This is a genomic window from Campylobacter concisus (assembly GCF_002165815.1).
GTDB classification, from domain to species: Bacteria; Campylobacterota; Campylobacteria; order Campylobacterales; family Campylobacteraceae; genus Campylobacter_A; species Campylobacter_A concisus_BH.
In genome coordinates this window covers 444,472-470,079 of sequence record NZ_NDYN01000001.1, presented here as the reverse complement: position 1 = coordinate 470,079, position 25,608 = coordinate 444,472, and the positions used below count along the sequence as shown (strand labels likewise).

Sequence of the window (25,608 nt, the reverse complement as noted above, 5' to 3'; positions counted from 1 at the left end):
AGTAAATTTATAAATTTAATGAGGTGAAATATGGCAAAGAAATTTATCGATGTTATGGATACGACCTTTAGAGATGGCTTTCAGTCAGTTTATGGTGCTAGAGTGCTTATGAACGACTTTTTGCCCGCGCTTGAAGCAGCCAAAGAGGCTGGCATAGAGCATTTTGAATTTGGCGGCGGAGCGAGATTTCAAAGCCTTTATTTTTACCTAAATGAAGACGCTTTTGCGATGATGGATAAATTTAGAAGCATCGTAGGACCAAAAGCAAACCTTCAAACCCTAAGCAGGGGCGTAAATACCGTCACACTTGACACCGGTAGCCGCGAGCTAATCGACCTTCACGCAAAACTTTTCAAAAAACATGGAACTACTACTATTAGAAATTTTGACGCATTAAATGATGTTGAAAATTTAAAATATTCAGGCGAGAGGATCGCTCATCACGGGCTAAAACACGAAGTTGTTGTTACTATGATGGACTTGCCAAGTGGCTGTGTGGGAGCTCATGATGTTAAATTTTATGAGAAAATTTTAAGAGAAATTTTAGATGCAAATATCCCTTATCACAGCGTTTGCTTTAAAGACGCAAGCGGCACAAGTAGCCCACAAAAGGTCTATGAAACCATAAAAATGGCTAGAAAATTGTTGCCAGAAAAAACTCACATCAGACTTCACACACATGAAACAGCAGGTGTGAGTGTCGCTTGCTACCTTGCAGCGCTTGAAGCTGGCGTTGATGGCATAGATCTAGCCGCAAGCCCAGTAAGTGGCGGTACAAGTCAGCCAGATATCCTAACCATGCTTCATGCAGTAAAAGGCAAAAACTACGATCTTGGCGGCCTTGACGTGGAGAAAATTTTAAAATATGAAAGTGTTTTGAATGATTGTTTAAAAGAGTATTTCTTACCGCCTGAAGCTGTGCAAGTAAGCCCACTCATACCATTTTCACCGATGCCTGGTGGCGCGCTCACTGCAAATACCCAGATGATGAGAGATAACAACATCTTAGATAAATTCCCAGAGGTCATCCTTGCTATGCGCGAAGTGGTGCAAAAGGGCGGATACGGCACTTCAGTAACCCCTGTTAGCCAGTTTTACTTCCAACAAGCATTTAACAACGTGATGTTTGGCAAGTGGAAAAAGATCGCTGAGGGATACGGCAAAATGGTGCTTGGCTACTTTGGCAAGACCCCAGTTACACCTGATAAAGAGATCATTAAGCTTGCTAGCGAGCAGCTAGGGCTAAAGCCAACCACAAAACACGCAGTTGATATAGCTGATAAAGATGAGAGCAAGTCGCTTGCGCATGTAAAAGAAATTTTAAAACAAAACAAGATCAAAGTTACCGAAGAAAACGTCTTTATAGCAGCAGCTTGTAAAGAAAAGGGCATCGTGTTCTTAAAAGGCGAAGCCAAAGTAAATGTAAGAAAAATCGATCCAAATGCTAAAGCAAACGAGGGCAGACAAACTCAAAGCGGCAGATATAGCGTCGTCGTAAATGGTAGTCGCTACAATGTCGAAGTAAGCGAAGGCTTTAACGACAGCATCCAAGTAAAATCGATCACCGAAGTTGAAGGCAAGAGCGTAAAAAATGCTAAAAGTGCAGCAGCAGGTGCAACAGAAAATGACATCGTTGCAAGCTTGCCAGGCGCTGTGCATAAAATTTTAGTAAGCGCAGGAGATCATGTCAAAAAAGGTCAGGCCATAGTCGTGCTTGAAGCGATGAAGATGGAGATAGAGGTCAAAGCTCCAAAAGATGGCATCATAGGCTCTATCGAGGTTAGCAAAGGTCAAAGTGTCGCAAACAATCAAGTGGTGGCTAAATTTAAATAAATTTGCCCATTTTAAAAAGATAGTGTTAAGCGAAATTTGATTAACATTTTGATGACTTTTAGGTCAGAATTTATAAAGAAACGAAAATTTAAAAGGAAACAACATGATAAATAAGCTAGACGAGCTAGGTCTAAAAGAGATCAAAAAGATAAATCATAATCTAAGCTACGACGAGCTTTTTGAGCTTGAAAAGGCGAACAACGAGGGCAGAGTCTCTAGTAACGGCACATTTATGGTTGATACTGGAATTTTTACTGGCAGAAGCCCAAAAGATAAGTATTTCGTCAAGCAAGATCCAAGCCAAAAATACATCGCTTGGGGCAAGATAAATCAGCCTATCACAAAAGAGCTTTTTGATAAGCTTCTTAAAAAAGCAAAAGATCAGCTAAGTGGTAAAGAAATTTTTATCCAAGACGCATTTTGTGGAGCTAGTAAAAAGAGCCAAAAATCAGTCCGTTTTGTCACCGAAGTAGCGTGGCAAGCGCACTTTGTAAAAAATATGTTTATCCGTCCAAGTGAAGCAGAACTGGCTAAATTTGAGCCTGATTTTGTAGTATATAACGCTTGCAAGACAAAAAATGAGGATTACAAGGCTGATGGTCTGCACTCAGAAGTCTTTGTCATCTTTAACGTCGAGGAAAATGTCGCGGTGATCGGTGGCACATGGTATGGTGGCGAGATGAAAAAGGGCATTTTTTCTATGATGAACTACTGGTTGCCACTTGAGGGCAAGCTAAGTATGCACTGCTCTGCAAACGTAGGCGAGAAGGGTGATACGGCGTTATTTTTTGGACTATCTGGCACTGGTAAAACGACACTTTCAACCGACCCAAAACGCAAATTAATAGGCGATGACGAGCACGGCTGGGACGATGATGGGGTATTTAACTTTGAGGGTGGCTGCTACGCAAAATGTATCAACCTTGATCCAAGCAGCGAGCCAGAAATTTATGCAGCGATCAGGCGTGACGCGCTACTTGAAAACGTCGTGGCTGATGAAAACGGAGTGGTTGATTACAAAGATGGCTCAAAGACTGAAAACACACGCGTGAGCTATCCGATCTATCACATCGACAACTACGAGCCAAGCTCAAGTGCTGGCCATCCAAAAAATATCATCTTTTTAAGCGCTGACGCTTTTGGCGTGCTTCCTCCAGTTGCAAAGCTGACAAAAGAGCAGGCGATGTATTATTTCTTAAGCGGCTACACAGCAAAAGTTGCTGGCACAGAGCGCGGTATCACCGAGCCAGTCGCTACTTTTAGCGCTTGCTTTGGCGAGCCATTTATGCCACTTCACCCAACTGTATATGCAAAATTGCTTGGTGAGAAGATCGATAAGCACGGCGTTAATGTCTATCTTGTAAATACAGGCTGGAGCGGCGGTGCTTACGGTGTTGGCAAGCGTATGAGCATAAAAGCAACTCGTGCTTGCATAAATGCGATCCTTGATGGCAGCATCACAAAATGCGAATTTGAAAATTTTGATAAATTTAACTTCGCTATCCCAAAAGAGCTTGATGGTGTCGAGACAAAACTGCTAAATCCAATAAATACATGGACACACCCAGCTGAGTACAATATTTCACGCGACAAGCTCGCTAAAATGTTTGTTGAAAATTTCAAACGCTACGAAGATGTAAAAGAGGGCGTTGAGTACGCCAAAGCTGGTCCAACAGCATAAATTTATAGCCTTGTGGGTATTTTGCCTACAAGGCTTTTTAAATTTAAACTATCAAATAGTAAAAACATAGCTCACTTTTAAATTTCTAATATGAAATTTGAAAATTTTTACAAAATACCTCAATCAGAATTTAAAGATACTTTCTAAATTTCACTATAAAATTTCCTTGGTAAAATGCTCGAAAAATTTAATTGTCTAATATCAGAAATCTTAATATAAGCGATCCTTTTAGTTAAAAATCAAATTTCAGCCCGAATGCCCCAGTTAAATTTAAAATATTTTGTAATCTCTTTAAATTTCAAAATTTCTAATATAAAAAATTATTGTTAAATTTATTGTAAGTAGTGTGGTCTTTGGAGTTAAAAATTTAAAATTTAGCCAGAACACTCCAGCTAAATTTGATCTCAAATTTCTACTATAAAAGTCGCTGTTGTGTTCAGTATAAGTTGTAGGGTTTTTGTAGTTAAAACAAAAATTTAGCCAGATATCTGGCTAAATTTAATCAAAACACTCTCTTTTCTAAGCCAAATTCTACGCCAGCTTTTGCTAGCTCAAATGTCGCATCTATAAATTTATACTCGCTGCTGATAAATGGTAAAAACATCGGTATCTCGGTGCAGCCTGCGATATAAACGTCAGCTTCAATGTTTGAAAGCACTTCATAAAATACCGGCACATACTCTTCTAGCTTGCCAGCTTTGACGCCTTTGTAGATGCACTCCATGATGACATCTTGCGTCTCTTTGCTAAAATCCACGCTCTTTAGCCCACGCTCTTTTAAAATTTGATCATAAACACCTGCCTTTTTTGTGCCACTTGTTGCGATGACAGCGATATTTTTAGCGTGTGGATATTTTTTTTGCAAGGCATCTATGGTAACTTTTGCAATGTGCAAAATTTTCACTCCAGCCTCTTCCTCGATACTTGGAGCAAAGTAGTGAGCTGTGTTACAAGCCATTAGCATCGCATCGCATCCTGCATTTTTTAAAAGTTTAGCACTTTGAATCAGCTTTGGAAGCGGACTTTCTCCCTCGCCCATGATAAATTTTGTCCTATCTTCTATCTGCGCGTATGAGTCGATAACGATGTGTAGGTGCTCTTGATCGCAAGTTGCTGGGGTTATATCGATGATCTTTTTGTATAAATCAGCTGTGGCAAGTGGTCCCATGCCGCCTATGATGCCTAATGTCTTCATAGCTCCTCCAAATTAAAATTTTCAATAATTATAATATTAGTTTCTATATTTAAAAATAAAATTTCTAAATTTTCATTGGGTATTGTAAAAATAGGGAGTAATCACTTTAAGTTTTGAAGTAAATTTTAAGATAAAAAGGGGCGATTTGCCCCTTAAAAAATTCTATTATGAGTGGAAGTGAAATTCGTCTGGATGATCTAGTGCGTATCTAAATTTCTCCATATCGACCTTTTTATCCCAGATAGATACGATCATGCAGCCAACGGCATTACCGCAAAGGTTACCAACAGCACGCATCTCTGACATAAATTTATCAACGCCAAGTAGCACAGCCACGGTGACAACTGGTATGCCAGTGCTTGGGAGTGCGCTTAGTGTGCCAGCAAGGACGACAAAGCCAGATCCTGTAACGCCAACTGCGCCTTTACTTGTGATCATTAGCACGATTAAAATGCTTATTAGGTGCTCAAAGCTTAGCGGGATATTAAAGGCTTGCGCTAAGAAGATGACGCTTAAGCTTAGATAGATGTTGGTGCAGTCAAGGTTAAATGAGTAGCCAGTTGGGATGATAAGGCCAACCGCACCTCTATTTATACCAGCTGCTTCTAGCTTTTGCATAAGTGGTGCAAGGGCTGTCTCGCTCGAGCTTGTCGCAAAAACGACCAAGACCTCTTTTGAGATAAAGCGCATAAATTTAAAGACATTGACCTTGGCAAAGTAGCAAATGACGCCAAGCACGACAAAGATGAAAAAGCAGCTTGCAAGCGCCATAACGACAAGAAGCTCCATCATACCAAGAAGCGTTCCGATGCCAAATTTACCGATCAAATAAGCCATCGCCGAAAAGGCAGCCACTGGGCTAAATAGCATAAGCCAAGTAAGTAGCTTTAAGACATAGTGCTGGATAAATTCAAGCGGTTTTAGACAAGCTTGCTTTTTATCATGTGCAAGTAGTGAAAGCACGATAGCAACGACTATTGCCATGAAAAGCACTTGAAGTGTGTTTGACTTTATAAATGGATCAAGTATATGCACGTAAGGGAAGATGTCATCTACTGGCACAGCGCCTCTTAAAAGATGAAGTGTGTGCGCTAAAAAGCCGCTATTTGCGTCCATGTTGCCAGCTTGAGATGTAAATTTAGCCACGCTTGAGGCGTCAAGCTGAGTGTAGTCAAGGTTCATGCCATGTCCTGGACGAAGCGTCTCGCCAAAGATGATACCAACAGCAAGAGCAAGCGTGCTAACTATCTCAAAGTAGATAAATGCCTTAAGTCCGATGGTGCCAAGATCTTTTAAGCTCTCGAGTCCGACGATGCCTGAGACGATCGTTAAAAAGATGATAGGGCCGATTAAAATTTTAAGGGCTTTTATAAAATAATCAATGCCTGGCTTACTCGCTATGCCAAGCTCAGGTGCGACCATGCCGACTATAACACCGCCAACTATACCTATCACAACCCAAATGGCGAGATTGGTAAATAGTCTCACAAAGAGACTTTTTTGCGTTTTTGCACTCTCCATAAATTCCCCTTTTATAGGCTCTCTTTGATCTCTGCTGAGAGGATCTTATCGCCTTGTCTGATAGCATCAAGTACCTTTAAACTCTCGTCATCAACGCACTTTCCAAAGACTGTATGCACGCCGTCAAGATGAGGTTGCTTGCTGTGGCAGATGAAAAACTGCGATCCGCCAGTGTCACGGCCTGCGTGAGCCATGCTAAGGCTACCACGCTCGTGTTTTACCTTTTGGTTGTCGCATTCGCATTTTATCCTCCAGCCAGGACCGCCTGTGCCTGTGCCATTTGGGCAGCCGCCTTGGATGACGAAATTTGGTATAACTCTGTGAAAATTTAGGCCATTATAAAAGCCTGTTTTTATCAAATGGACAAAATTTGCAACAGCTTGTGGTGCATCCTCGGCAAAAAGCTCAAGTTTGATATCGCCTTTTTCTGTCTTTAAAACTGCAAATTTATCTTTTTTTAGCTCGTCTAAATTTATATCATAAACTTTTAACTCATCAAAACGCATGTTGCTCCTTTTTACTCGATATTTGTATAAACTGCTTGGACGTCATCGTCGTCTTCTAGCTTGTCAAGAAGCCTCTCAACCTCAAGCATTTGCTCTTCATTTAGGCTCACGGTTTGATTTGGTAAGTACTGAAGTGAAGCTTTTTTAACTACTAAATTTAGCTTCTCTATGCCTTCATGAAGTGTGCCAAAATTTGCGTAATCACCATAAACAAATAGTGCGTTTTCGTCTTCTTCGATGTCACTTAGACCATAATCAATCAGCTCAAGCTCGATCTCTTCGATGTCAGCACCTGGTTTTTCAAGCTCAAAAACGCTCTTTCTTGTAAACATAAAGCTAAGGCTACCACTTGGCAAAATTTCTCCGCCATTTTTGCTAAATATCGCTTTTACATTTGCAACTGTTCTTGTTGGGTTATCAGTAGCGCACTCAACGATGATTTGCACGCCGTGAGCTGCTTTACCGTCATAAAAGATAGTCTTGATATCAGCGCTATCTTTGCCATTTGCTCTTTTTATAGCCGCATCGATGTTATCTTTTGGCATATTTTCAGCTTTTGCTGCTGCGATAGCTGCACGAAGTTTTGGGTTCATATCTGGATCACATCCGCCATCTTTTGCCGCTACTGTTATAGCCTTTGCAAGTTTTGGAAATACCTTGCTCATCTTATCCCATCTAGCTTCTTTTGCTGCTCTTCGGTACTCAAATGCTCGTCCCATAAATATCCTTAAATAAATTTTTTACGGATTATAACTAAAAAAATTTTATACTTTTTTAAAACATTTTTAGTTTGCCTGCTAAAGCGCTTATTTTGTAAATTTGAAAATAATATTTGGTAAAAATTTAAGTTAAAGGCATATAATCACACTCATGATAAAAAATGCTCAAAAACAAGATGCAAAAATCTGCATAAAACTACTAAATTTAGCGATGGAGGATATCGCCTACAAGCTAAGTGGCTACGACGATCCTGCAAAAAGCGACGAAATTTTAGAGAAATTTTTTCAAAGCGAGACAAACAGACTTAGCTATAAAAATGTTTATGTCTATAGGCGTGACGACGTGATCATCGCTGCGATGTGCGCTTATTTTGGTGGCGACGCGTGGCAGTTTGATAGAGAAATTTCTCAGCATCTAAAGGCGCTTGGCAAAGATGCTAAGGTAGAAAAAGAGTGCTTTGACGATGAGTTTTATATAGATAGCATCGCTGTGGATGAGAAATTTAGAGGCCAAGGGCTTGCAAAAGAGCTTATCTTGCACTCATTTGCCAAAGCAAAAGAGCTAGGACATAAAAAGGTCTCGCTGATAGTTGATGTAAATAAGCCAAAAGTTCGTAAATTTTACGAGAGCCTTGGCTTTAAATTTAACACCAAAAAGATCATAAATTTACACGAATACAACCACATGATAAAGGAGATAATATGAAAACATTTGAGGTAAATAACGTGCATTGCCAAAACTGTGCAAATACTATAAAAAACGCACTTGAAGATGACTTTGGTGAGATAAAAGTCGATCTTAGCAAAGAGCCAAGGCAAGTAAGCCTTGATATAAAAGATGGCGATGTAGAGAAATTTAAATCAGAAATGGCTGATCTGGGATTTGACGTTATAAAGGAGCTTTGATATGCCTTTAAAAGTCAAGCTAAATATAGCGGGAATGAGCTGCGTAAATTGCTCAAACGCTATCGAGAAAGTTTCTAAAAAGATAGATGGGGTGCTTGAAGCAAATGTAAATTTTGCAAATGCAAGCGGTGAGTTTGTCCTAAAAGACGCCAGCGTGCGTGAAGTTTTAGAGCAAAAGATAAAAAAGCTTGGCTACTTTGTGGCGACAAATATTGATGAATTTGAAGCCAAAAGAGACGAGCATATAATCTCGATAAGAAATAAATTTATATTTGCATTTATCACAAGCATCGTGATAATGGCACTTGAGATGTTCGCGCCTCATAACTTGCTAGTAAATTTACTCATGCTAGTTTTAGCATTTTTGGTGCTAGCTTTTAGTGGCAAAGACTTCTTTACTCACGCCATAGAGGCTGTTAAAAACAAAAACTACGATATGAACGTGCTTGTAGCTCTTGGAAGCGGCAGTGCATTTTTATACTCGCTCTTTGTTGTGATCTTTTCAAATTTCATCCCAGATGATCTAAAAAACGTCTATATCTCGGGCGCAGCGATGATAATATCCTTTGTGCTGCTTGGCAAGTATCTTGAAGAGCGCTCAAAGGCAAAGGCAGGTGACTACCTAAAGACGCTACTTAAAATTTCGCCAAAGACCGCCTTTTTGGTCATGCCAGACGGACAGAGCAAAGAGGTAAATGTAAATGAGCTAAAAGTAGGCGACGTCGTCATCGTAAAAAATGGCTACAACATCCCAAGTGATGGCGTGATAGTTCAAGGTGGCGCTGAGATAGATGCTTCTATGCTTACAGGAGAGAGCTTGCCAGTTTATAAAGAGGTGGGAGATAGCGTATTTGCCGGCACTCTAAACACAAATGGCTACATAAGCGTAAAAGTGACGAAGAGCTCTTTTGAAAGCTTGCTATCTCAAATTTTAAGCCTACTAAGCGACGCTAGCTCTAAAAAGATGCCTATCGGACGGCTGGCTGACAAGATAGCAAACATCTTTGTGCCAAGCGTAGTGGCGATATCAGTTCTTACATTTTTAATATGGATAATTTTTAGTGGAAATTTCGCCTATGCGATCTCTAGCGCTATCTGCGTGCTTATCATCTCATGCCCATGCGCGCTTGGACTTGCTACGCCAATAGCAATAGTAAGCTCCCTCGCGCGTGGCGCAAAAGCTGGAATTTTAGTTAAAAACCCAGAGGTTTTGGAGCTTATAAAAGATGCTAAATTTGTAGCATTTGACAAAACTGGCACGCTAAGTAAGGGGCTAATTAGCGTCAAAAGTTCAAATTTGAGCGAAAAAGAGCTAGAGCTAGTGGCATCTGCTGAAAATTTAAGCGAGCATCCGATCTCAAAAGCGATCGTAAGATACGCAAAACAAAATTACATAAATTTACAAAAGCTAAATGGCAAATTTCAAAACGTAGTTGGTCAAGGCATCGTCTATGAAGATGAGAGCAACAAGATAATAATAGGTAACGAAAAGCTGCTCGCAGCAAACGATATCTTGCTAAATGAAGCAGATAGTGAAGCGATAAAAGAGGCTACAAGTGACGGAAGCGGCGTCATACTTTGCGCGCTAAATCAAAAATTTAGTGGCTTTTTAACACTAAGTGATGAGCTAAAAAATGAAGCAAATAGCGTTATAAACGAGCTTGCAAGGCTAAATTTACAAAGCGTGATCCTCTCAGGTGATGATAAAAAAGTAGTGGCAAATATCGCTAGCAAGCTAAATGTGAGCGAATATTATGCAAATATGCTGCCTGAGGACAAATTTAACAAGGTAAAAGAGCTCATGAGCCGAGGTGGCGTGATCTTTGTAGGGGACGGCATAAACGACTCACCATCGCTTAAAGAAGCTAGTGTTGGCATCGCTATGAACTCAGGCTCAGACATCGCTAAAGGCGCTGGCGATATCGTGCTTGTAAAAAACGATCTGCGTGGCGTGAGCGGGCTTGTAAAGCTTGCAAATGCGACTATTGCTAACATAAAAGAGAATTTGTTTTGGGCATTTATGTATAACGCCATTTGCATACCAGTGGCTGCTGGCGTGCTATATCCGGTATTTGGACTGCTTCTAAGCCCAGTTTATGGCTCTATGGCGATGTGCTTAAGCTCGGTCACTGTCGTGCTAAATGCGCTTAGACTTAGATATTTGAAGCTTAAGGATTAAATTTGAGACTTGGAGAGCTTTACAGCGTTGTAGCAGCTGCACTTGCTACAAATTTTAATGGCATCTTGGGCGTCTCATCTTTTATGCGTATCAAAAAGACAAGTGCGTGGATAACGCAGACAAAGAGCGATGCGAACGTAAAAGGAAATGAGCTTTACGCTAAATTTATCAAAGATGAGAGTAGTGCGGCTCTGTGTGATGATTTTGTCATTTTAAAGGCAAAATTTGAAGCAAACTACTATTTTTCAAGTGCAAAAGATGATTTGGCGCAATTTTATAAAGCTATAAATTTTGAGCCAAAAATGGGCGAGGTGGATAGTATCTCAAATCAGCTCATTTTGATAGCAAATATCTTAAAAAAAGAGGCGACTAAAGAGTCTATGCAACTTCTTGCTGCTTTTAGCCTCTCTTTTTTCTTGCCATATGCCGAGCAACTTGCAAAAGAGCTCGAGCAAAACGCAGCTAGCAGTTTTTATAAGTCGATGGGATATTTTTTAGAGGATTTTTGTTTGGTTTTAAAAACTATTATCGGTAAGGCTTAGTCTTAAGCCTGTACCATTTCAGTCATTTGAGTTTTAATACTTAAAATGTTATTTTGAATGCTTGATTGTTCTAAATTTAGATGATGAAGCATCTGCATAGAATCACGATCTTTCAGGTGCTGGATGCTTGAAATTTGATCAGCTATATCGCTTCTTTGATCTTGTAATTTTTCTAAATTTTTTTGTAACTCTGTGACATCTTCTTTTCTAATAATTGTAGGTTTTTGTCTAACTTCTTCTCTTTGTTCGACATGCACATCATTACTTCTAACGATATCTTTTGTACCATAGCCAGAAGATACTAATATGCTGGTTTTAGCGCTACTTGATGATATAGATGTGTAGCCATTATGATAGAAAACATTTGAGTTCATATTTGCATCTATTTGCATATCGTCCTTCCTTTTTAGTTTATTTCTTCATTTATAACTATATCGGCAATAAATCAAAAAACTTGAAATAGTTTTTAAAAAGTTGCTGGGCGAATTATATTTTAATAACCTTAAATGTAAATTATATATATAACTTTTTTACTACTCTAGCATAATTTTTATATTACATTTCACTTTTTTGGCCAAAAAATTATTTTTAAAATGCTCGTAAAAGCCTAGTTAAGCACCATTTTGTTAAAATCACGCAAAACTAATCAAAGGCAAAGCTATGAAAAAAGATGAAAACGCACATAAAAAGATGTGGGAGGGTAGATTTAGCGAGGCTAGCTCGAAGTTGCTCGAGGAATTTAACGCTTCTATAAATTTTGATAAAAATCTTTTTGAAGAGGACATCGCTGGCAGTAAGGCGCACGCAAAGATGCTTGGGATTTGCGGAATTTTAAAAAAAGATGAGTCAGAGGCGATCATAAAAGGGCTTGATGAGGTTTTGGCTGAGATAAGAGCTGGTAAATTTGCTTTTAAGATAGAAGATGAGGATATCCACATGGCGGTTGAAAAGCGTCTTAGCGAGATCATCGGAGCTGAGCTTGGTGGCAGACTTCACACAGCTAGAAGTAGAAACGATCAAGTTGCGCTTGATTTTAAATTTTACGTTTTGAAGAAAAATTTAGAAATTTCATCTCTCATCAAAGTGCTCATCGCCACGCTTACAAATTTAGCCAAAAACCACAAAGATACGCTAATGCCAGGCTACACGCACCTTCAGCATGCCCAGCCAGTAAGCCTTAGCTACCATTTGCTAGCCTACGCTTTTATGTTTAAAAGGGATTTTGAGCGATTTGTTAGCTCATATGAGCGAAACAACCTAAGTCCACTTGGCTCAGCAGCCCTTGCAGGCACGCCACACAAGATAGATAGAACTATCGTTGCAAGCGAGCTTGGCTTTGCAGGCTGCACGCAAAATGCGATGGATAGCGTGAGTGACCGCGACTATGCGCTGGAGATTTTATTTAACATTAGCGTTTTTATGACGCACGCTTCTAGGCTCTGCGAGGAGCTCATACTTTGGAGCTCGCAAGAATTTGGCTTTGTAAGCATTAGTGATGCTTATAGCACGGGCAGCTCCATCATGCCTCAAAAGAAAAATCCAGACGTCGCTGAACTCATACGCGGTAAAACTGGGCGTGTAAATGGAAATTTAGTAGCGCTGCTAACTACGATGAAGGGCTTGCCACTTGCTTACAATAAAGATATGCAAGAAGATAAAGAGGGCGTTTTTGATAGCGTTGCGACCATTTTAAGCTCGGCTACTATCCTAAATGAGATGATAAAAACGGCTAAATTTAATGAAAAAAATATGCTAAAAGCGACAAAAACCGGGCATCTAAGTGCCACTGATCTAGCGGACTATCTAGTGCGTGAGAAAAATATCCCATTTAGAACGGCGCACTTTATCACTGGAAAAGCTGTAGCAAAGGCTGAAAGCTTGGGGCTTGATCTAAGCGAGCTAAACAAAGAACAGCTAAAAAGTGTCGATGAAAATTTAGATGAAAATGCCATTAAATTTCTAGATCTGCACGCTTCAAAAGAGGCTCGCACTTCAAAAGGCGGCACGGCAAACAAAAGCGTTGAAGAGCAAATTAAAATTTTAGACGACTGGCTTAAGTAAAAAGAGTTATAATTACGCAAAATTTACAAATTTTAAAGGATGAAAAATGTTTTTTGACAGCAAAAGTAAAGAGCTTGGTAGTAAAAATGAAGCTTTAGAGAGAGAAAATGAAGCTTTAAAGGCTGAGATTTTAGCACTTAAAAATGAGCTAAAAAATGCCAAAACTTGCGAGCCAAAAGAGCAAGCTAAGGATAAGCAAGAGGCTATAAATTTGCTGCTTACTAGCTATCAAGATGGTATGAATTTCTTACAATCAACCATCGAAGAAAACCTAAAAATGCTTGAAAATATAAACCATTTAAATGAAAAAACCTTCAAAGAAACAGGCGAGCTAAAGTCTCAAACGGCTGAAATTTTAAGCTCGATCGAGCAAGTAAGCCAGATGAGTGGTGACCTATCAAACGACGCCTCTTCGCTTGATGGAAGCGTAAATTCTATCGTTGAGATCATAAATCTCATAAAAGATATCTCAGATCAGACAAATTTGCTAGCGCTAAATGCTGCTATCGAGGCGGCTCGTGCGGGCGAGCATGGACGAGGCTTTGCGGTTGTTGCAGATGAGGTTAGAAAGCTTGCAGAGCGCACGCAAAAGGCTACGCTTGAGGTTGAAGTAAATATAAATGGCCTTAAGCAAAGTGCAAACACAATGATCGAAATGAGTGAGAGTTTCTCTAAAATTTCAGCAAATGCGATGCAAATTTTAGGCGGTTTTGAGGGCAACATCTCAAGCGTAAATGCCAACACGCAAAACATCCTAAATCAAGCTCTAAACGTAACAAACGAGGTCAATGTAAGTAACGGCAAGATAGATCACATCAACATGAAGCTAAATGGCTACCGAGGCGTTTTGCTTGGCGAGATAAATAAAATTCAAAGTGTGCATGAGTGTAGATTTGGCAAGTGGTATGAAAAAGATGTGAAAAATACCATCATAAAAGATCCAAGAACTCTCTCAAGCATAGCTGCGCACCACGAAAATGTCCATCACGGACTAGATAAGGCTATGGCGATTTTTGCTGACAAAGATAAGGGGCATTTAGCAGGTGTCGAGATACTAAAAGATGTCGAGCACTCAAGTAAAGCAGGCTTTGAAGAGCTACTTGAAGCGGTAAAAGCTGCTAGAAAGTAAGCAAATATAAATGGCTGGATTTCTAGCCATTTAGACGCAACTATCTTATCTCATACCTTTTTGAAACTACGTGGTAGTAAAAGGCTCCAACGAAAAATAGGCTTCCCATGAAGGCTGCGATCATCTCCACGCTTAGTCCAAGCTCGTATAAAAAGCCGATCGCAAATGAGATAAGTGCGCTAAATCCAAGAAAAACCATATCGTTATACGCGATCACTCTGCCGTAAAACTCTTTTTGGCAGTTTTGCTGAAGCAGTGTGTAGGTGTAGCTCCAAAGGCTTGACGTGCAAAATCCTGCAAAGATGATGCCAATGAGCGAGAGATAAAAATTTCGCAAAGAGAGCGCCCAGATGATGATGCCAAGCCCTTGACCGATGTAGATGTAGATGAGAGTTTTTTTGTTCATAAATTTACTAAGCATGGCTGGCGCAAACATAAGTGAGATCGACCTTGAGGCGTTTAGCAGGCCAATAACCAGCGAGGTTGAGAGTAAATTTGCGTATCTATAGTCAGCCAAAAGTGCGATCAATGCGTCATAAGCAGTGATACCAACAAAGGCGTGCAAAAATATAAGATGCACGATGAGCCTATTTTCTTTTAGATATTTAAGGCCGTTTTTTAGCATTTTTAGAGGTTTTTCTATAAATTCTGGCTTTAGCTCGTCTAGTTTTAAAAGATATAAAAAGCCAAAACTGCAAAGATAAAGAGCTCCATCAAGCAAAAAGGCGCTTTTGATGCCAAAAAAGTGTATATAAACGCCAGCAAGCCCCATACCAGCGGTGTATGAGACCGCCCAGATGATCGAGTGGATCTCATTTGCAAGCTTTAGGCTCTCTTTGCTTAAAATTTTTGGCAGCACGCTCATCTCTACTTGAAAATACATCCCACCAACGCCGTTTCTGATAAAAATGATAAGCAAAAGCAGCCATAAATAATCAAGCGAATTTATAAAAAGTAGCATAAAAACGCTTATGGTCTCAACCGCCATCATGATAACAAGCATAGGTTTTGGGCTAAATTTATCAACCAAAATACCACTAAATGGAGCGATGACAACACCCGGGATAAACGCCATCGCCGCACTTAGTGTAAGTGCCCAAACAGGAGCGTCAAGCAAGATAAGTAGCGTAAAGATGCCAGTGTGCGAGAACCACACACCAAAGTAGCACATGAGCTGGATGGTGCTTAAAAGGCGGAAATTTCTCTCGCCCTTTAAAAGCTTAAGATACTCTTTCAAGCTACTGGTTCCACATGAGAGTTATCTGTTCTATTTGTGCCTCATCTGGGATCTGGCTTAAGCTTGTTATCTCTTGTGCGAGCGGATTTTTAAGCTTTACAAGCATATCGTGGCTGTCTATTTTTAGATAGATATTGTTTGCGTCGCTTTGAAATTTAGAGATGACAAGGGCGTTTTTTATATCTTTGAAATTTGATTTTAGGCTGATATTTTCAGGAGTTTTAAACTCGTTTGAGTAAATTTCAATGCTTGTGATGATGCCATTTAGCAAGGTGTATTCAAAAATTCTCTCGTTTTTGCTTGTGACGATGTAGCTATTTTCTTTTTTAGTATTGTCTCTTTTTATGTTTTTTGCGCCATAAAATTTCATCACATCAGCGTTTGCTGACTCGTTTGTAAGTTTCGCAAAAAAGCCCTTGCCAAAGAGGCTAGATCTGCCTTTTTCTCTTTTGTAGTGTCCGCTTATGTGAGCATTTTTGCAAATTTTATCGTTTGCGATTATGAAGATATCGTTAGCTGTTTTATGCACACTTAAAGCCACGCCTTTTTCGTCTAAAAGGTAGAAAATGCCCTTATCGTAGATGAGCTCGGCGCTAAAGCTGCAAAGTGGGGCGCCATCTTTTAGCGATGAGTAAAAACTTATCTTTGCACCATTTTTACTAGGCACAAGCACAAGCTCTAAAAAGCCATTTTTGTCTTTAAATTTAGAAAATCTAGCGTAAAAACTATCCTTGTATGCCTTATTTACCGGCTCGTAATTATAAATTTGAGCTAGCACGCCAACTCGTTTATTTTTCTTATCATCAAGCTGAAGAAGTGAGTTTTTGTTTGGCACAAAGTAGCTTAGTGCGCCACTTTCATCTTTTAGCACGATAGCGCTCTCATCGACATCAAATGTGCCACCTTTTTCTACCAAGGTAGCAGCCTTATCCATTGTAAGCATAGTTTTTGTGTAGGTTTTGTCTTTATTTAGAGTTAAGATGGTCTTCACGCCCTCGCAGTTTGAGCATGGCAAGGTTGTGTAGTAGCTCGTGTAGATAGAGTTTGAAAGTATTAGTTTTTCTGGTTTTTTGGGTTTTTCATCTCTAAGAAGAGGTTTTTCTTCTTTTGATTTTTGTGTTTGTTCTTGATTTTGTGGCTTTAAATTTTCATTTTTCGCGCAGCCGATGATGAAAAATGAGATAAGTATGGCAAAAAGATATTTCATTTGCAACTCCTTAAAAATTGCAAAATTATATCATTTTGCCTTTAAAATTTATTTTACGCGTTTAAAGATGTATTTATCTTTTAGCTCGCCAGTGACCTCTTTTTGATCCATGTCAAGCATCTTTAGGCTCTCTCCCTCGATCTTATAAAAGCTCTTCTCTTTATACTCATCAACGGTTGTGATGACGCCGTTTTTGACTGAGTATTTGCCCTTGCTAACGGCTTTGTAGTTGTCTTTTGACTTATAGTTCATCACACTTTCAAATGTGCCATCCTTTTTTAGTGTGAGGGTTGAGTCTATGCCCATGCAGCTAGCGCAAGGTAAAAATGCCTTATAAGTGCCTTCGATGCTGCTTACTGGAGCCATGCAGCTACCTTTTACTTCACATTTGCCTTGTGGGACGCTCGCGCTTTGGTTTGACGTAGCGCAACCTGCTAAAAGTAGAGCTGCACTTAGTGCAAAGATAAAATTTTTCATGCTGATCCTTTTTAAAAGATAAAATTTAAAAATGTATTATAATACTTAAGAAAATAACAAATTATAAATTAAAGGAGAGAAGATGCAAGTTGAGACATTTGGCGTTTTAGTCGTTGTTTTGGTCATTTTTGCATTTTTGTTTTTAAAAGCTGGCATCAAGATCGTATCGCAAGCAGATAACCTGCTGATCGAGCGACTTGGTAAATTTCACAAGGTGCTTGATGGAGGATTTCACATCATCATCCCATTTGTCGATCAGATAAGAGCGATCATAACTATAAAAGAGCAACTTGTTGATATCACAAAACAGCAAGTCATCACAAAAGATAATGTTAATATTAGTGTCGATGGCATCGTCTTTTTAAAGGTATTTGACGCAAAAATGGCGGTTTATAATGTTGATAACTACAAACGCGCCATTGCAAATTTAGCCATGACAACGCTTCGTGGCGAGATAGGAGCGATGAACCTTGATGATACGCTAAGCTCACGTGACCGCCTAAATGCCGCACTTCAAGTAGCTCTTGGTGATGCAGCTGGCAACTGGGGCGTAAAGATCATGAGGGTTGAAATTTCTGAAATTTCTGTCCCGCTTGGTATCGAAGAGGCGATGAATATGCAGATGAAGGCTGAGCGTGAAAAGCGCGCGATCGAGCTAAAAGCCTTGGCTGAAAAAGAGGCACTCATCCGAAACGCAGAGGCGCTAAAACAAGAAAAAGTGCTTCAAGCAGAGGCGATCGAGCGTATGGCTGATGCGAAAAAATACGAGCAAATCGCCATTGCAACGGCTCAAAAAGAGGCTATGGATATGATAAATGACAGCATGAGCAAAAACGCAAATGCGGCTGAATTTTTGCTTGCGCGTGACAGGGTCGGGGCATTTAGCGAGCTAGCTAAAAACAGTTCAAAAGATAAAATTTTAGTCCCTTACGAGGCGACTGAGCTCATCGGCTCGCTTAGCGTTTTAAAAAATTTCTTAGCTAAGGATAAGGCGTGATAAGTCCTTTTATAATGATAGCCATCGGCGCGCTCTTATGCGTGGCTGAGCTTATGCTATTTTCATTTTATCTGCTCTTTTTTGGCGTCGCTTTTATCATCGTCGGAGCGGTAAATTTTGGCTTTAATTTTGAGTGGAGCTTTCAAATTTTAGCTGTTTTAGTGCTTGCCTTTATCTTGCTTGCACTCTTAAAGGCGCCTTTAAAGAGTAAATTTATGGCTAAAAAAGAGAGCTTTAACGAGGAGTTTTTAGATGAGCCAGGAGTTGGCGAGATCAGAGAAAATATGGTCTATTTTAAAGGCACTCTTTGGAAATACGACGGAGCGCTAAAAAACGGCGAGAAAGTGCAGGTTTTAGGCACTAAAGGCGATAAGGTTATATTAAAATAAAGTGCCATTTGGCACTTTATCTATTTTGCGTGAGCTGGACAGCCTGCTGGCATTTGCTCATGCATCGCATCTTGCATGCCATGATGTGGGCAGCTTGGCATATTTTCTTGCATCATCTTTTGATGATGAGCACATCCACAACTTGCTCCTTGAGGCCCAGCTGGCTTTGGCTCATTTTTAGCACAACCAACTAAAAATAGCCCGCAGATAACGGCAAATATCACCTTTTTCATAACTCGCTCCTTTAAAGAATTTCTCACATTTTAGCCTTTAAAAATTAATTTTTCATAACGCCTGATTTATCATATTTAAAAGCATTTTTGGCTAAACTCTCGCCCAAAAATAAGCAAAATAAAAGGTTAAATTTGAAAAGACTTAGTGTAAATGAAGCCATCGATCTTATAGAAAATGCACCGCTTCACGAGCTTGGCAAGATGGCGCTAGCTAGAAAAAAAGAGCTTCATCCAGAGGGCATAACGACCTTCATCGTAGATCGCAACATCAACTATACAAATGTCTGCTGGGTGGATTGTAAATTTTGCGCATTTTACCGCCACGCAAAAGAAGAGGACGCTTATGTGCTAAGTTTTGAGGAGATCGGCAAGAAGATCGAGGAGCTTATCGCCATTGGCGGCACGCAAATTTTATTTCAAGGTGGCGTTCATCCAAAGCTAAAGATCGAGTGGTACGAGGAGCTTGTAAGCTACATCAGCAAGCACTATCCAAGCATCACGATACATGGTTTTTCTGCCGTTGAGATCGACTACATAGCAAGAGTTTCAAAAATTTCTACAAAAGAGGTCTTAAGGCGCCTAACCGAAAAGGGCTTATACTCGATGCCAGGGGCTGGAGCGGAGATTTTAAGCGATAGAGTGCGTGACATCATCGCCCCAAAAAAGTGCGACACCGCAGACTGGCTTCGCATACACAAAGAGGCGCACGAGCTTGGCATGAAGACGACTGCGACGATGATGTTTGGCACGGTTGAGAGCACTCGCGAGATCGTAGAGCACTGGGAGCATATCAGAAATTTACAAGATGAAACGGCTGGATTTAGGGCATTTATACTTTGGAGCTTTCAAGGGCTAAATACAAAGCTCATGCAAGAATTTCCAGAGATCAAAAAGCAAAGCTCAAACGTCTACCTAAGGCTTCTTGCAGTCTCAAGGCTCTTTTTGGATAACTTTAAAAATATCCAAAGCAGCTGGGTCACGCAGGGCAGCTACGTAGGCCAGCTCGCACTTCTTTTTGGCGCAAACGACCTTGGTAGCACGATGATGGAAGAAAACGTCGTAAAAGCCGCAGGTGCTAGCTTTAGGATGAATCAAGACCAGATGATCGAGCTTATAAAAGATGTCGGCGAAATTCCAGCTAAGCGCAACACAAACTACGATATTTTGGAGAAATTTTAGATGAAAATTTTAGATATCAATGTAAAAAATGTAAAAATCCCAGTCGTTTTTGAAAGCTCAAAAGCGATGCCAGTAGTGAGCCTAAAGCTAGTTTTCAAAGCAGCTGGTAGCTCGCAAAATGGCAAGCTAGCAGGCCTTGCAAGACTAAGTGCAAATTTACTAAACGAGGGCGATATGAAGCTAGGCTCGGCTAAATTTGCTAAAGAGCTTGAAGTAAGGGCGATCAGCCTAAATGCAAGCTGCGGCTTTGAGACATTTTGCATCGATATAAACTGCCTAAAAGAGCACTTTGTCTTTGCGTGTGGCAAGCTAAAAGAGCTTCTGCTAGCTCCAAATTTAACAGAAGAAATTCTAAATAGGTGCAAAACCGTCACACTTGGCGAGATCGCAGCAAATGAAAACGACTTTGACTACGTGGCAAGACAGGGGCTTTTTGAGATTTTATACCCAAAAAGCGTGCTTTCAGAGCCAAGTATCGGTACTAAAAAGAGCATAAAAGCGATCACGCTTGAAGATGTGAGAAAGTTTTTAAACGAGCATTTAGACCTTTCAAATTTGCTTTGCGTGCTTGGTGGCGACATCGATGAGAAGCAGACAAAAGAGCTTGCTAGCGTTTTAGAGATCCTAAAGCCTGGCAAGGTGCGAAAACTAGAGCGCTTTAGCCCAAGTGACAAGTGCGAAAGCAGCGAGATCATCAGGCAAAGCGAGCAGGCCTACATCTACTTTGGCGCGCCATTTGATGTAAAGCCTGAAGAGAAATACAAGGCCGCAGTGGCGACATTTATCCTAGGCGAGGGTGGCTTTGGCTCGAGGCTCATGGAGGAGATACGCGTGAAAAGAGGGCTTGCATACAGCGCCTACGCTAGAAATTTGCTAAATCTATCTTACAGCCAGCTTTACGGCTACATGCAGACAAAAAATGAGAAAAAAGATGAAGCGATCGCTGTTATAAAAGAGGAAATTTTAAAATTTAGTAAAAAAGGCGTTAGCAAGGCCGAGCTTGAGCAGGCGAAAAAATTTTTACTTGGCTCGTTGCCGCTTAGACTTGAGACGCTATTTAAGCGCCTTGATATCGCGCAGGGTGAGTTTTATGAGCATGGCGAACTTGGGGCATTTTTAAAGGACCTTGATAAAATTTCAGCCCTTTCGCTAAGTGAGCTAAATAGCTTCATAAAAGCCCACGCAGAGATCAATCAGCTAAGTTTTTGCGTCCTAAAAAATGAAATTTGAAGCAAGCGACAGAGCAAAACTTCTAAAAATAGGCGTGCTTAGCCTGCTTGACCTTGCTCTCGTGCTACCAAAGGGCTTTGAGGATACGACGATCGCTAAGAGCCCAAGAGAGGGGCAGGTCTGCATAAATGTAAAGATCACCTCACTCGCCTCGCGCCCTGGCATGCTGACAGCGCTTGCCTTTTGCGAGCAGTGGCAAAGTAGCGTAAAGATCGTCATTTTTAACGCAAAGTCTTGGCACTACGGCGCTTTTAAAACGGGCAAAGAGATGGCTATATATGGACTTTGCTCCTACGCCTTTGGCTCGTGGCAGATCGTAAATCCAAAAATCACCACAAAAATAGGTCAGATCGTGCCTAAATTTAAGACCGAGCTAAAAGATGAGGAGCTAAAAAAACTCATCTTAAAATATCTAAATTTACAAAATTTACTGGCTGAGGGCTTAAACGAAAAAGAGGCTAAATTTCTAGCTGATCTGCAAAGGCTAGATGAGCAAAGTGTGCAAATTTTATACCGCCTAAAAAATGATGGCGAGGGCTTAGAAATCTTAAAATTTGTAGAAATTTTTAACTACATAAAAAAGCTAAGTGCCAAAAAAACCTACTTTAAAAGCCCTAAAATCAAGCTTTTTGACATAAACTCTTGGCTTAAGAGCCTGCCATTTACGCCGACAAACGACCAGATAAACGCCATAAATGATATCAGAGACGACCTTAGCGCCGTGCAGGCAAAAAGGCGCGTCATAATGGGCGACGTGGGAAGTGGCAAGACGCTAGTGATCCTAGCAGCTGCGCTTAGCGTCTATCCGCAAAGTGCCATTTTGATGGCGCCAACAAGCATCTTAAGCGAGCAAATTTATAATGAAGCAAAGAGGCTGCTGCCGCCTTTTATGAACGTGATGCTGGTGCGAAGCGGTGAGAAAAAGATAGACTTTAGCGGGGTAAATTTGATCGTTGGCACGCATGCGCTACTCTTTCACGAGCTGCCAAACTCGCCACTTGTTATGGTCGATGAGCAGCACCGTTTTGGCTCAAACCAGCGCAAAAAGATAGAGGAGCTTGCCTCAAGCGAGGACGAGCGGGCAAATTTCGTGCAGTTTTCAGCTACGCCAATACCTAGGACGCTAAGTTTAATCCAGTCTGAGATCGTAAATTTTAGCTTTTTAAAGCAGATGCCGTTTAAGAAAAATATAATGAGCCAAATTTTAGGCGCTAGCGAGTTTGGCTACCTGCTGGCTCACATCAAAAAGCAGCTTGCGGGCGGCTTTCAAGTAGCCATCATCTATCCGTTAGTCGAGAGCAGTGAGAGCTCAAACTACCAAAGTCTAAGCGAGGCACAGGGCTTTTGGCTAAAGAATTTCAAAAATGTCTTCGTCACGCACGGCAAGGATAAAGAAAAAGAGGAAATTTTAAGGCGGTTTAGAGAAGAGGGCGAAATTTTGCTCTCAACAACCGTTGTTGAGGTGGGTATCTCGCTACCAAGGCTAAATACTATCGTGATCGTGGGCGCTGAGAGGTTGGGGCTTGCCACGCTTCATCAGCTGCGAGGCAGAGTGGGGCGAAATGGCGGCGATGGATACTGCTTTTTATTTACCAAGCTAAAAGAGGCGCCAGCTAGGCTAAAAGAATTTTGCGCGATAAACGACGGCTTTAAGGTGGCCGAGCTTGATCTGAAAAACCGCCAAAGCGGCGATATACTAAATGGCTTTTTTCAGCACGGAGCGACCTTTAACTTCTACGACTACGAGGACGATATCACGCAGGCTGCAAAGGCCAGAGTGGCGGAATTTAAAAATAAAGCTCAAATTTGATCTTGTGGGTTGCGTTAAGTTTAGGGTGGATGATTGTTTTTGGCTGAAGTGATATAAATTTGCGTCAAATTTAAGATGAGAGCGCAAGCTTTCATGACTAGCTTTAAATTTGATAGAAAATGGCAACTATTACGCGGCTTATTTAGCTTTATTGCGACTGGTCTTGTCTTTTTCAATATCGCTATTAATAAAAAGGTTCAGTCTAGGCTCTCTGTGGCAAAATGGCTCAGGGTTTAAAAACATCTTTACTTTTGCGCTATACCTAAATTTGTCTTGCCTAGCAAAATCTAACCTTTCGCAGGCTCTTTTTCAAATTTATATGAAATTTGATATGGCGGGATAAATTTGCTCTTTTTGTCACTCACTCCCAAACTCCTATATTTTCTTTCTTAAATTTCGCCATCATATCTTCGTTACCAGTGTTTTCGCTAATCCAAATCCACTCTTTGATATTTTTCGTTAGCCATTCGTTTTTTACTGCGTATTTACAAACAAATAATGCTAGGTTTGCTAAATCTTTTTCATTGCCTTTTGCATGAAAGGTATTTTTGTCAATCCTAATCAGATTACATTGTTCGGCGAGTTTATCCAAATACTCGTAAATTACGTCTAGCTTATACTTTTTCTCCCTTAAAACCTTTTCTTCATCGATCACGATCTTTGTGCCTAGTAGCGGGTAAGCCATTGTTATCCTTTCAAATTTATTTTGCATTTTAGCATTTATGATTAGTAAATTTAAGTAGAAATTTTTAGATAAAACGAGTGATCTGCCCTTAAAAATTAAGAGCAGATAAATTTAGAGTGGATAAGTGAGGCAGCAGTTTCTTTTTACTTCGTCGATGTAGCTCACGTTTAAATTTAGTCCGTAAAGCTGGCTTAAATTCTCGCTTCTAATTATCTCATCAACCGTGCCAAATCCAACCTCGCCATCACCCTTTACAAGAGCGACATATCCGCCAAGAAGCACGGCAAAGTCAGGGTTGTGAGTAGTTAGCACGACCGAGTAGCCAAGCTCTTTTAGCCACTTGACGGTGCGTAGGAATTTATACTGGTTGCCAAAATCAAGCGCGCTCGTTGGCTCATCAAATATGATCATCTTTGGCTGCGCCGCCATCGCACGAGCGATCATACACATCTGCTTTTGACCGCCACTCATCTGCGTGATGAAGCGATCTTCAAGATACTCGATCTCAAGCTTTTTGGTGTAAATTCTAGCGATCTCCTCGTCCTCTTTGCTAGGTCTTGCAAAGATACCAAGGTGCGCCGCGCGACCCATCGTGATAAACTCAAGTCCGGTGTAGTCATACTCTGTAACTTCGCTTTGAGCCACGTACGCCATGATCTTAGCGCGCTCTTTGTTGCTTAGGCTATCTACATTTTTGCCATCAAGGAAAATTTCTCCTGAAACTGGCTTTAGCGAGCCGCTTATTAAGCCTAAAGTTGTTGATTTGCCAGCTCCATTTCGACCAAGTATGGTTAAAATTTCCCCAGCGCCTATTTTTAAATTTACATTTTCTAGTTTGCCAGCCCCATTTGGGTAGCTAAAGTTTAAATTTCTAACTTCAAGCATCACGCAACCTTTTTATTTCGCCATAAAACCCAGACGAAAAATACCGTGCCGATAAAGCCAGTAAGTACGCCAAGAGGCACTTCGCTCACGCTTATGCTGCGCGCTAAAGTATCTACAAAAAGCAAAAATATCGCACCCATAAATATGCTTGCAGGCATGCTTTTTATGTTATTTGCGCCAACTAACATACGCGCTAAGTGAGGCATGAGAAGTCCCACCCAAGCGACTATGCCGCTTATGCAGACGCTGCATGCTGTAAGAAGCGTAGCGCAGATGATGATGACAGCGCGCTCAAAAGCCACATTTACGCCTAGTCTTGCCGCACTCTCGTCGCCAAGAGAGAGCAAATTTATACGCCAGCTCATGGCTATTAGCAAAATGGCGCAGATGATCATCACTGGAGCGATGTATATTAAGTTATCGCTATCAAGCTTAGCAAGGCTACCAAGCTGCCAATAAACAATGTCAGGTAGCTTCGTCTCAGGGTCTGCGACATACTTTAAAAAGCCGATTATTGAGCCCATGAGGCCACTTACGATGATACCAGAAAGAACCAGCATAAGCGTGCTCGCGCGCCCCATCATCTTAGGTATGGCTAGAGTGATAGCAACGGCTGCTAGGCCAAAGCCAAAGGCAAAAACCTGCACCCAAAATAGCGATAGATCAAAGATGATCGCAGTGGCAGCTCCCACGCAAGCGCCAGCCGAGACGCCTAGAAGGTCAGGGCTTACTAGCTGGTTTTTAAAGACGCCTTGATAGGCCGCACCACTCACGCTAAGAGCAGCTCCAACAAGGATGGCTGCGATGATACGTGGGATGCGTAAATTTTCTATCACGTTTGTGATGTTGCTAGCTGCACCATCTCCAAAACCAAAGCTGTGAGCTAGCACGCTAAAGACATCGCTAAAAGGTATGTAAAACCTACCAACGCCAAGTGCGACAAAGGCGCAAACAAGCGTTAGTAGAGCTAAAAATATAGCAACTATTGAAAAATTTGCGTTTTTCAT

General features: G+C 40.8%; 25 protein-coding genes and 1 pseudogene. 14 read left to right on the top strand and 12 right to left on the bottom strand.

Features of this window, described 5'->3' with window-relative positions:
- Positions 1–30: 30 nt before the first annotated feature.
- Positions 31–1,833 carry a biotin/lipoyl-containing protein gene (locus tag B9N65_RS02490; protein ID WP_087582666.1) on the top strand — a complete coding sequence of 601 codons (1,803 nt, stop codon included), beginning with the start codon at positions 31–33 and terminating at the stop codon, positions 1,831–1,833.
- Positions 1,834–1,939: 106 nt separating this feature from the next.
- Positions 1,940–3,514, top strand: a complete 1,575-nt coding sequence (gene pckA, locus B9N65_RS02485) for a phosphoenolpyruvate carboxykinase (ATP) (protein WP_180385117.1) — start codon at positions 1,940–1,942, stop codon at positions 3,512–3,514.
- Between the two features lie 502 nt (positions 3,515–4,016).
- Here the strand turns inward: pckA and B9N65_RS02480 are convergent.
- The 4 genes from B9N65_RS02480 to B9N65_RS02465 all read right to left on the bottom strand — a co-directional run bounded on the left by B9N65_RS02480 (position 4,017) and on the right by B9N65_RS02465 (position 7,455).
- Positions 4,017–4,709, bottom strand: a complete 693-nt coding sequence (locus B9N65_RS02480; RefSeq protein ID WP_087582664.1) for an aspartate/glutamate racemase family protein — start codon at positions 4,707–4,709, stop codon at positions 4,017–4,019.
- A gap of 165 nt (positions 4,710–4,874) precedes the next feature.
- Positions 4,875–6,230: a cation:dicarboxylate symporter family transporter gene (locus tag B9N65_RS02475; RefSeq protein ID WP_021084182.1), complete on the bottom strand. Its 1,356-nt coding sequence runs from the start codon at positions 6,228–6,230 to the stop codon at positions 4,875–4,877.
- A gap of 11 nt (positions 6,231–6,241) precedes the next feature.
- Entirely contained in the window at positions 6,242–6,736 is a 495-nt protein-coding gene (locus B9N65_RS02470; protein WP_021085768.1) for a peptidylprolyl isomerase, read from the bottom strand.
- 11 nt (positions 6,737–6,747) lie between these two features.
- The gene (locus tag B9N65_RS02465; protein WP_087582663.1) at positions 6,748–7,455 is read right to left on the bottom strand and encodes a YebC/PmpR family DNA-binding transcriptional regulator; all 708 of its coding nucleotides are present in this window, start codon (positions 7,453–7,455) and stop codon (positions 6,748–6,750) included.
- 151 nt (positions 7,456–7,606) lie between these two features.
- Here B9N65_RS02465 and B9N65_RS02460 point away from each other — a divergent pair, with 151 nt between their 5' ends.
- The 4 genes from B9N65_RS02460 to B9N65_RS02445 are packed head-to-tail and all read left to right on the top strand — an operon-like array spanning position 7,607 to position 11,082.
- Positions 7,607–8,161, top strand: coding sequence for a GNAT family N-acetyltransferase (locus B9N65_RS02460; RefSeq protein ID WP_087582662.1), 555 nt, complete (start codon positions 7,607–7,609; stop codon positions 8,159–8,161).
- Complete coding sequence (locus tag B9N65_RS02455) at positions 8,158–8,361, top strand: heavy-metal-associated domain-containing protein (RefSeq protein WP_004317198.1); 204 nt, start codon at positions 8,158–8,160, stop codon at positions 8,359–8,361. The genes B9N65_RS02460 and B9N65_RS02455 overlap by 4 nt, the downstream gene beginning before the upstream one ends.
- A 1-nt stretch (position 8,362) precedes the next feature.
- Positions 8,363–10,540 carry a heavy metal translocating P-type ATPase gene (locus B9N65_RS02450; protein WP_087582661.1) on the top strand — a complete coding sequence of 726 codons (2,178 nt, stop codon included), beginning with the start codon at positions 8,363–8,365 and terminating at the stop codon, positions 10,538–10,540.
- Positions 10,541–10,542: 2 nt separating this feature from the next.
- Entirely contained in the window at positions 10,543–11,082 is a 540-nt protein-coding gene (locus tag B9N65_RS02445) for an oxidoreductase (RefSeq protein WP_087582660.1), read from the top strand.
- A 2-nt stretch (positions 11,083–11,084) separates the two neighbouring features.
- Here B9N65_RS02445 and B9N65_RS02440 read toward each other — a convergent pair whose 3' ends face one another.
- Positions 11,085–11,474, bottom strand: coding sequence for a hypothetical protein (locus B9N65_RS02440; protein ID WP_012001374.1), 390 nt, complete (start codon positions 11,472–11,474; stop codon positions 11,085–11,087).
- A 268-nt stretch (positions 11,475–11,742) separates the two neighbouring features.
- Here B9N65_RS02440 and argH point away from each other — a divergent pair, with 268 nt between their 5' ends.
- The 3 genes and pseudogenes from argH (at position 11,743) to B9N65_RS11405 (ending at position 14,272) form a co-directional block, all read left to right on the top strand.
- Positions 11,743–13,143, top strand: a complete 1,401-nt coding sequence (gene argH / locus B9N65_RS02435) for an argininosuccinate lyase (RefSeq protein ID WP_087582659.1) — start codon at positions 11,743–11,745, stop codon at positions 13,141–13,143.
- A gap of 457 nt (positions 13,144–13,600) precedes the next feature.
- Positions 13,601–13,906, top strand: a pseudogene (locus B9N65_RS11410) (methyl-accepting chemotaxis protein); the annotation flags it as partial.
- Between the two features lie 57 nt (positions 13,907–13,963).
- Positions 13,964–14,272: a CZB domain-containing protein gene (locus B9N65_RS11405; protein WP_374220069.1), complete on the top strand. Its 309-nt coding sequence runs from the start codon at positions 13,964–13,966 to the stop codon at positions 14,270–14,272.
- 40 nt (positions 14,273–14,312) lie between these two features.
- On the opposite strand, the gene B9N65_RS02425 is transcribed toward B9N65_RS11405, so the two are convergent.
- Genes B9N65_RS02425 through B9N65_RS02415 form a run of 3 tightly spaced genes read right to left on the bottom strand, consistent with a single transcriptional unit; the run spans position 14,313 to position 17,193 of the window.
- Positions 14,313–15,509 carry an MFS transporter gene (locus B9N65_RS02425; RefSeq protein WP_087582657.1) on the bottom strand — a complete coding sequence of 399 codons (1,197 nt, stop codon included), beginning with the start codon at positions 15,507–15,509 and terminating at the stop codon, positions 14,313–14,315.
- 1 nt (position 15,510) lies between these two features.
- Positions 15,511–16,716, bottom strand: a complete 1,206-nt coding sequence (locus B9N65_RS02420) for a copper resistance protein NlpE (protein ID WP_087582656.1) — start codon at positions 16,714–16,716, stop codon at positions 15,511–15,513.
- A gap of 48 nt (positions 16,717–16,764) precedes the next feature.
- On the bottom strand, positions 16,765–17,193 hold the full coding sequence (locus B9N65_RS02415; protein ID WP_087582655.1) for a copper resistance protein NlpE: 429 nt from the start codon (positions 17,191–17,193) through the stop codon (positions 16,765–16,767).
- Between the two features lie 82 nt (positions 17,194–17,275).
- On the opposite strand from B9N65_RS02415, the gene B9N65_RS02410 reads away from it, so the two are divergent.
- Together B9N65_RS02410 and B9N65_RS02405 are read left to right on the top strand one after the other, a co-directional pair.
- Entirely contained in the window at positions 17,276–18,190 is a 915-nt protein-coding gene (locus B9N65_RS02410) for an SPFH domain-containing protein (protein WP_009294606.1), read from the top strand.
- The gene (locus B9N65_RS02405; RefSeq protein ID WP_087582654.1) at positions 18,187–18,579 is read left to right on the top strand and encodes an NfeD family protein; all 393 of its coding nucleotides are present in this window, start codon (positions 18,187–18,189) and stop codon (positions 18,577–18,579) included. The genes B9N65_RS02410 and B9N65_RS02405 overlap by 4 nt, the downstream gene beginning before the upstream one ends.
- 20 nt (positions 18,580–18,599) lie before the next feature.
- On the opposite strand, the gene B9N65_RS02400 is transcribed toward B9N65_RS02405, so the two are convergent.
- A complete protein-coding gene (locus B9N65_RS02400) occupies positions 18,600–18,812 on the bottom strand; it encodes a hypothetical protein (RefSeq protein ID WP_087582653.1) in 213 nt (70 codons plus the stop codon).
- Between the two features lie 132 nt (positions 18,813–18,944).
- Between B9N65_RS02400 and B9N65_RS02395 the strand changes: the two genes are divergently transcribed.
- From B9N65_RS02395 to recG, 3 genes are read left to right on the top strand one after another with little or no spacing between them, the layout of a single operon-like run.
- Positions 18,945–19,991 carry a dehypoxanthine futalosine cyclase gene (locus tag B9N65_RS02395; protein WP_087582652.1) on the top strand — a complete coding sequence of 349 codons (1,047 nt, stop codon included), beginning with the start codon at positions 18,945–18,947 and terminating at the stop codon, positions 19,989–19,991.
- Positions 19,992–21,221, top strand: coding sequence for a M16 family metallopeptidase (locus tag B9N65_RS02390; protein ID WP_087582651.1), 1,230 nt, complete (start codon positions 19,992–19,994; stop codon positions 21,219–21,221).
- Entirely contained in the window at positions 21,211–23,031 is a 1,821-nt protein-coding gene (gene recG / locus B9N65_RS02385) for an ATP-dependent DNA helicase RecG (protein WP_087582650.1), read from the top strand. The genes B9N65_RS02390 and recG overlap by 11 nt, the downstream gene beginning before the upstream one ends.
- 361 nt (positions 23,032–23,392) lie before the next feature.
- Here recG and B9N65_RS02380 read toward each other — a convergent pair whose 3' ends face one another.
- From B9N65_RS02380 to B9N65_RS02370, 3 genes are all read right to left on the bottom strand, one after another.
- Positions 23,393–23,716, bottom strand: coding sequence for a hypothetical protein (locus B9N65_RS02380; protein WP_087582649.1), 324 nt, complete (start codon positions 23,714–23,716; stop codon positions 23,393–23,395).
- A 111-nt stretch (positions 23,717–23,827) separates the two neighbouring features.
- A complete protein-coding gene (locus B9N65_RS02375; RefSeq protein WP_009294599.1) occupies positions 23,828–24,601 on the bottom strand; it encodes an ABC transporter ATP-binding protein in 774 nt (257 codons plus the stop codon).
- A complete protein-coding gene (locus B9N65_RS02370; protein WP_087582648.1) occupies positions 24,601–25,608 on the bottom strand; it encodes a FecCD family ABC transporter permease in 1,008 nt (335 codons plus the stop codon). Before B9N65_RS02370 ends, B9N65_RS02375 begins: the two co-directional genes overlap by 1 nt.

Excerpts from the sequence above, each read along its gene's own strand:
- B9N65_RS02490 (WP_087582666.1), top strand. The coding sequence starts at position 31 with ATGGCAAAGAAATTTATCGATGTTATGGATACGACCTTTAGAGATGGC.
- B9N65_RS02480 (WP_087582664.1), bottom strand. The coding sequence starts at position 4,709 with ATGAAGACATTAGGCATCATAGGCGGCATGGGACCACTTGCCACAGCT.
- B9N65_RS02475 (WP_021084182.1), bottom strand. The coding sequence starts at position 6,230 with ATGGAGAGTGCAAAAACGCAAAAAAGTCTCTTTGTGAGACTATTTACC.
- B9N65_RS02470 (WP_021085768.1), bottom strand. The coding sequence starts at position 6,736 with ATGCGTTTTGATGAGTTAAAAGTTTATGATATAAATTTAGACGAGCTA.
- B9N65_RS02465 (WP_087582663.1), bottom strand. The coding sequence starts at position 7,455 with ATGGGACGAGCATTTGAGTACCGAAGAGCAGCAAAAGAAGCTAGATGG.
- B9N65_RS02460 (WP_087582662.1), top strand. The coding sequence starts at position 7,607 with ATGATAAAAAATGCTCAAAAACAAGATGCAAAAATCTGCATAAAACTA.
- B9N65_RS02455 (WP_004317198.1), top strand. The coding sequence starts at position 8,158 with ATGAAAACATTTGAGGTAAATAACGTGCATTGCCAAAACTGTGCAAAT.
- B9N65_RS02450 (WP_087582661.1), top strand. The coding sequence starts at position 8,363 with ATGCCTTTAAAAGTCAAGCTAAATATAGCGGGAATGAGCTGCGTAAAT.
- B9N65_RS02440 (WP_012001374.1), bottom strand. The coding sequence starts at position 11,474 with ATGCAAATAGATGCAAATATGAACTCAAATGTTTTCTATCATAATGGC.
- argH (WP_087582659.1), top strand. The coding sequence starts at position 11,743 with ATGAAAAAAGATGAAAACGCACATAAAAAGATGTGGGAGGGTAGATTT.
- B9N65_RS11405 (WP_374220069.1), top strand. The coding sequence starts at position 13,964 with ATGAAGCTAAATGGCTACCGAGGCGTTTTGCTTGGCGAGATAAATAAA.
- B9N65_RS02420 (WP_087582656.1), bottom strand. The coding sequence starts at position 16,716 with ATGAAATATCTTTTTGCCATACTTATCTCATTTTTCATCATCGGCTGC.
- B9N65_RS02415 (WP_087582655.1), bottom strand. The coding sequence starts at position 17,193 with ATGAAAAATTTTATCTTTGCACTAAGTGCAGCTCTACTTTTAGCAGGT.
- B9N65_RS02410 (WP_009294606.1), top strand. The coding sequence starts at position 17,276 with ATGCAAGTTGAGACATTTGGCGTTTTAGTCGTTGTTTTGGTCATTTTT.
- B9N65_RS02400 (WP_087582653.1), bottom strand. The coding sequence starts at position 18,812 with ATGAAAAAGGTGATATTTGCCGTTATCTGCGGGCTATTTTTAGTTGGT.
- B9N65_RS02390 (WP_087582651.1), top strand. The coding sequence starts at position 19,992 with ATGAAAATTTTAGATATCAATGTAAAAAATGTAAAAATCCCAGTCGTT.
- recG (WP_087582650.1), top strand. The coding sequence starts at position 21,211 with ATGAAATTTGAAGCAAGCGACAGAGCAAAACTTCTAAAAATAGGCGTG.
- B9N65_RS02380 (WP_087582649.1), bottom strand. The coding sequence starts at position 23,716 with ATGGCTTACCCGCTACTAGGCACAAAGATCGTGATCGATGAAGAAAAG.
- B9N65_RS02375 (WP_009294599.1), bottom strand. The coding sequence starts at position 24,601 with ATGCTTGAAGTTAGAAATTTAAACTTTAGCTACCCAAATGGGGCTGGC.
- B9N65_RS02370 (WP_087582648.1), bottom strand. The coding sequence starts at position 25,608 with ATGAAAAACGCAAATTTTTCAATAGTTGCTATATTTTTAGCTCTACTA.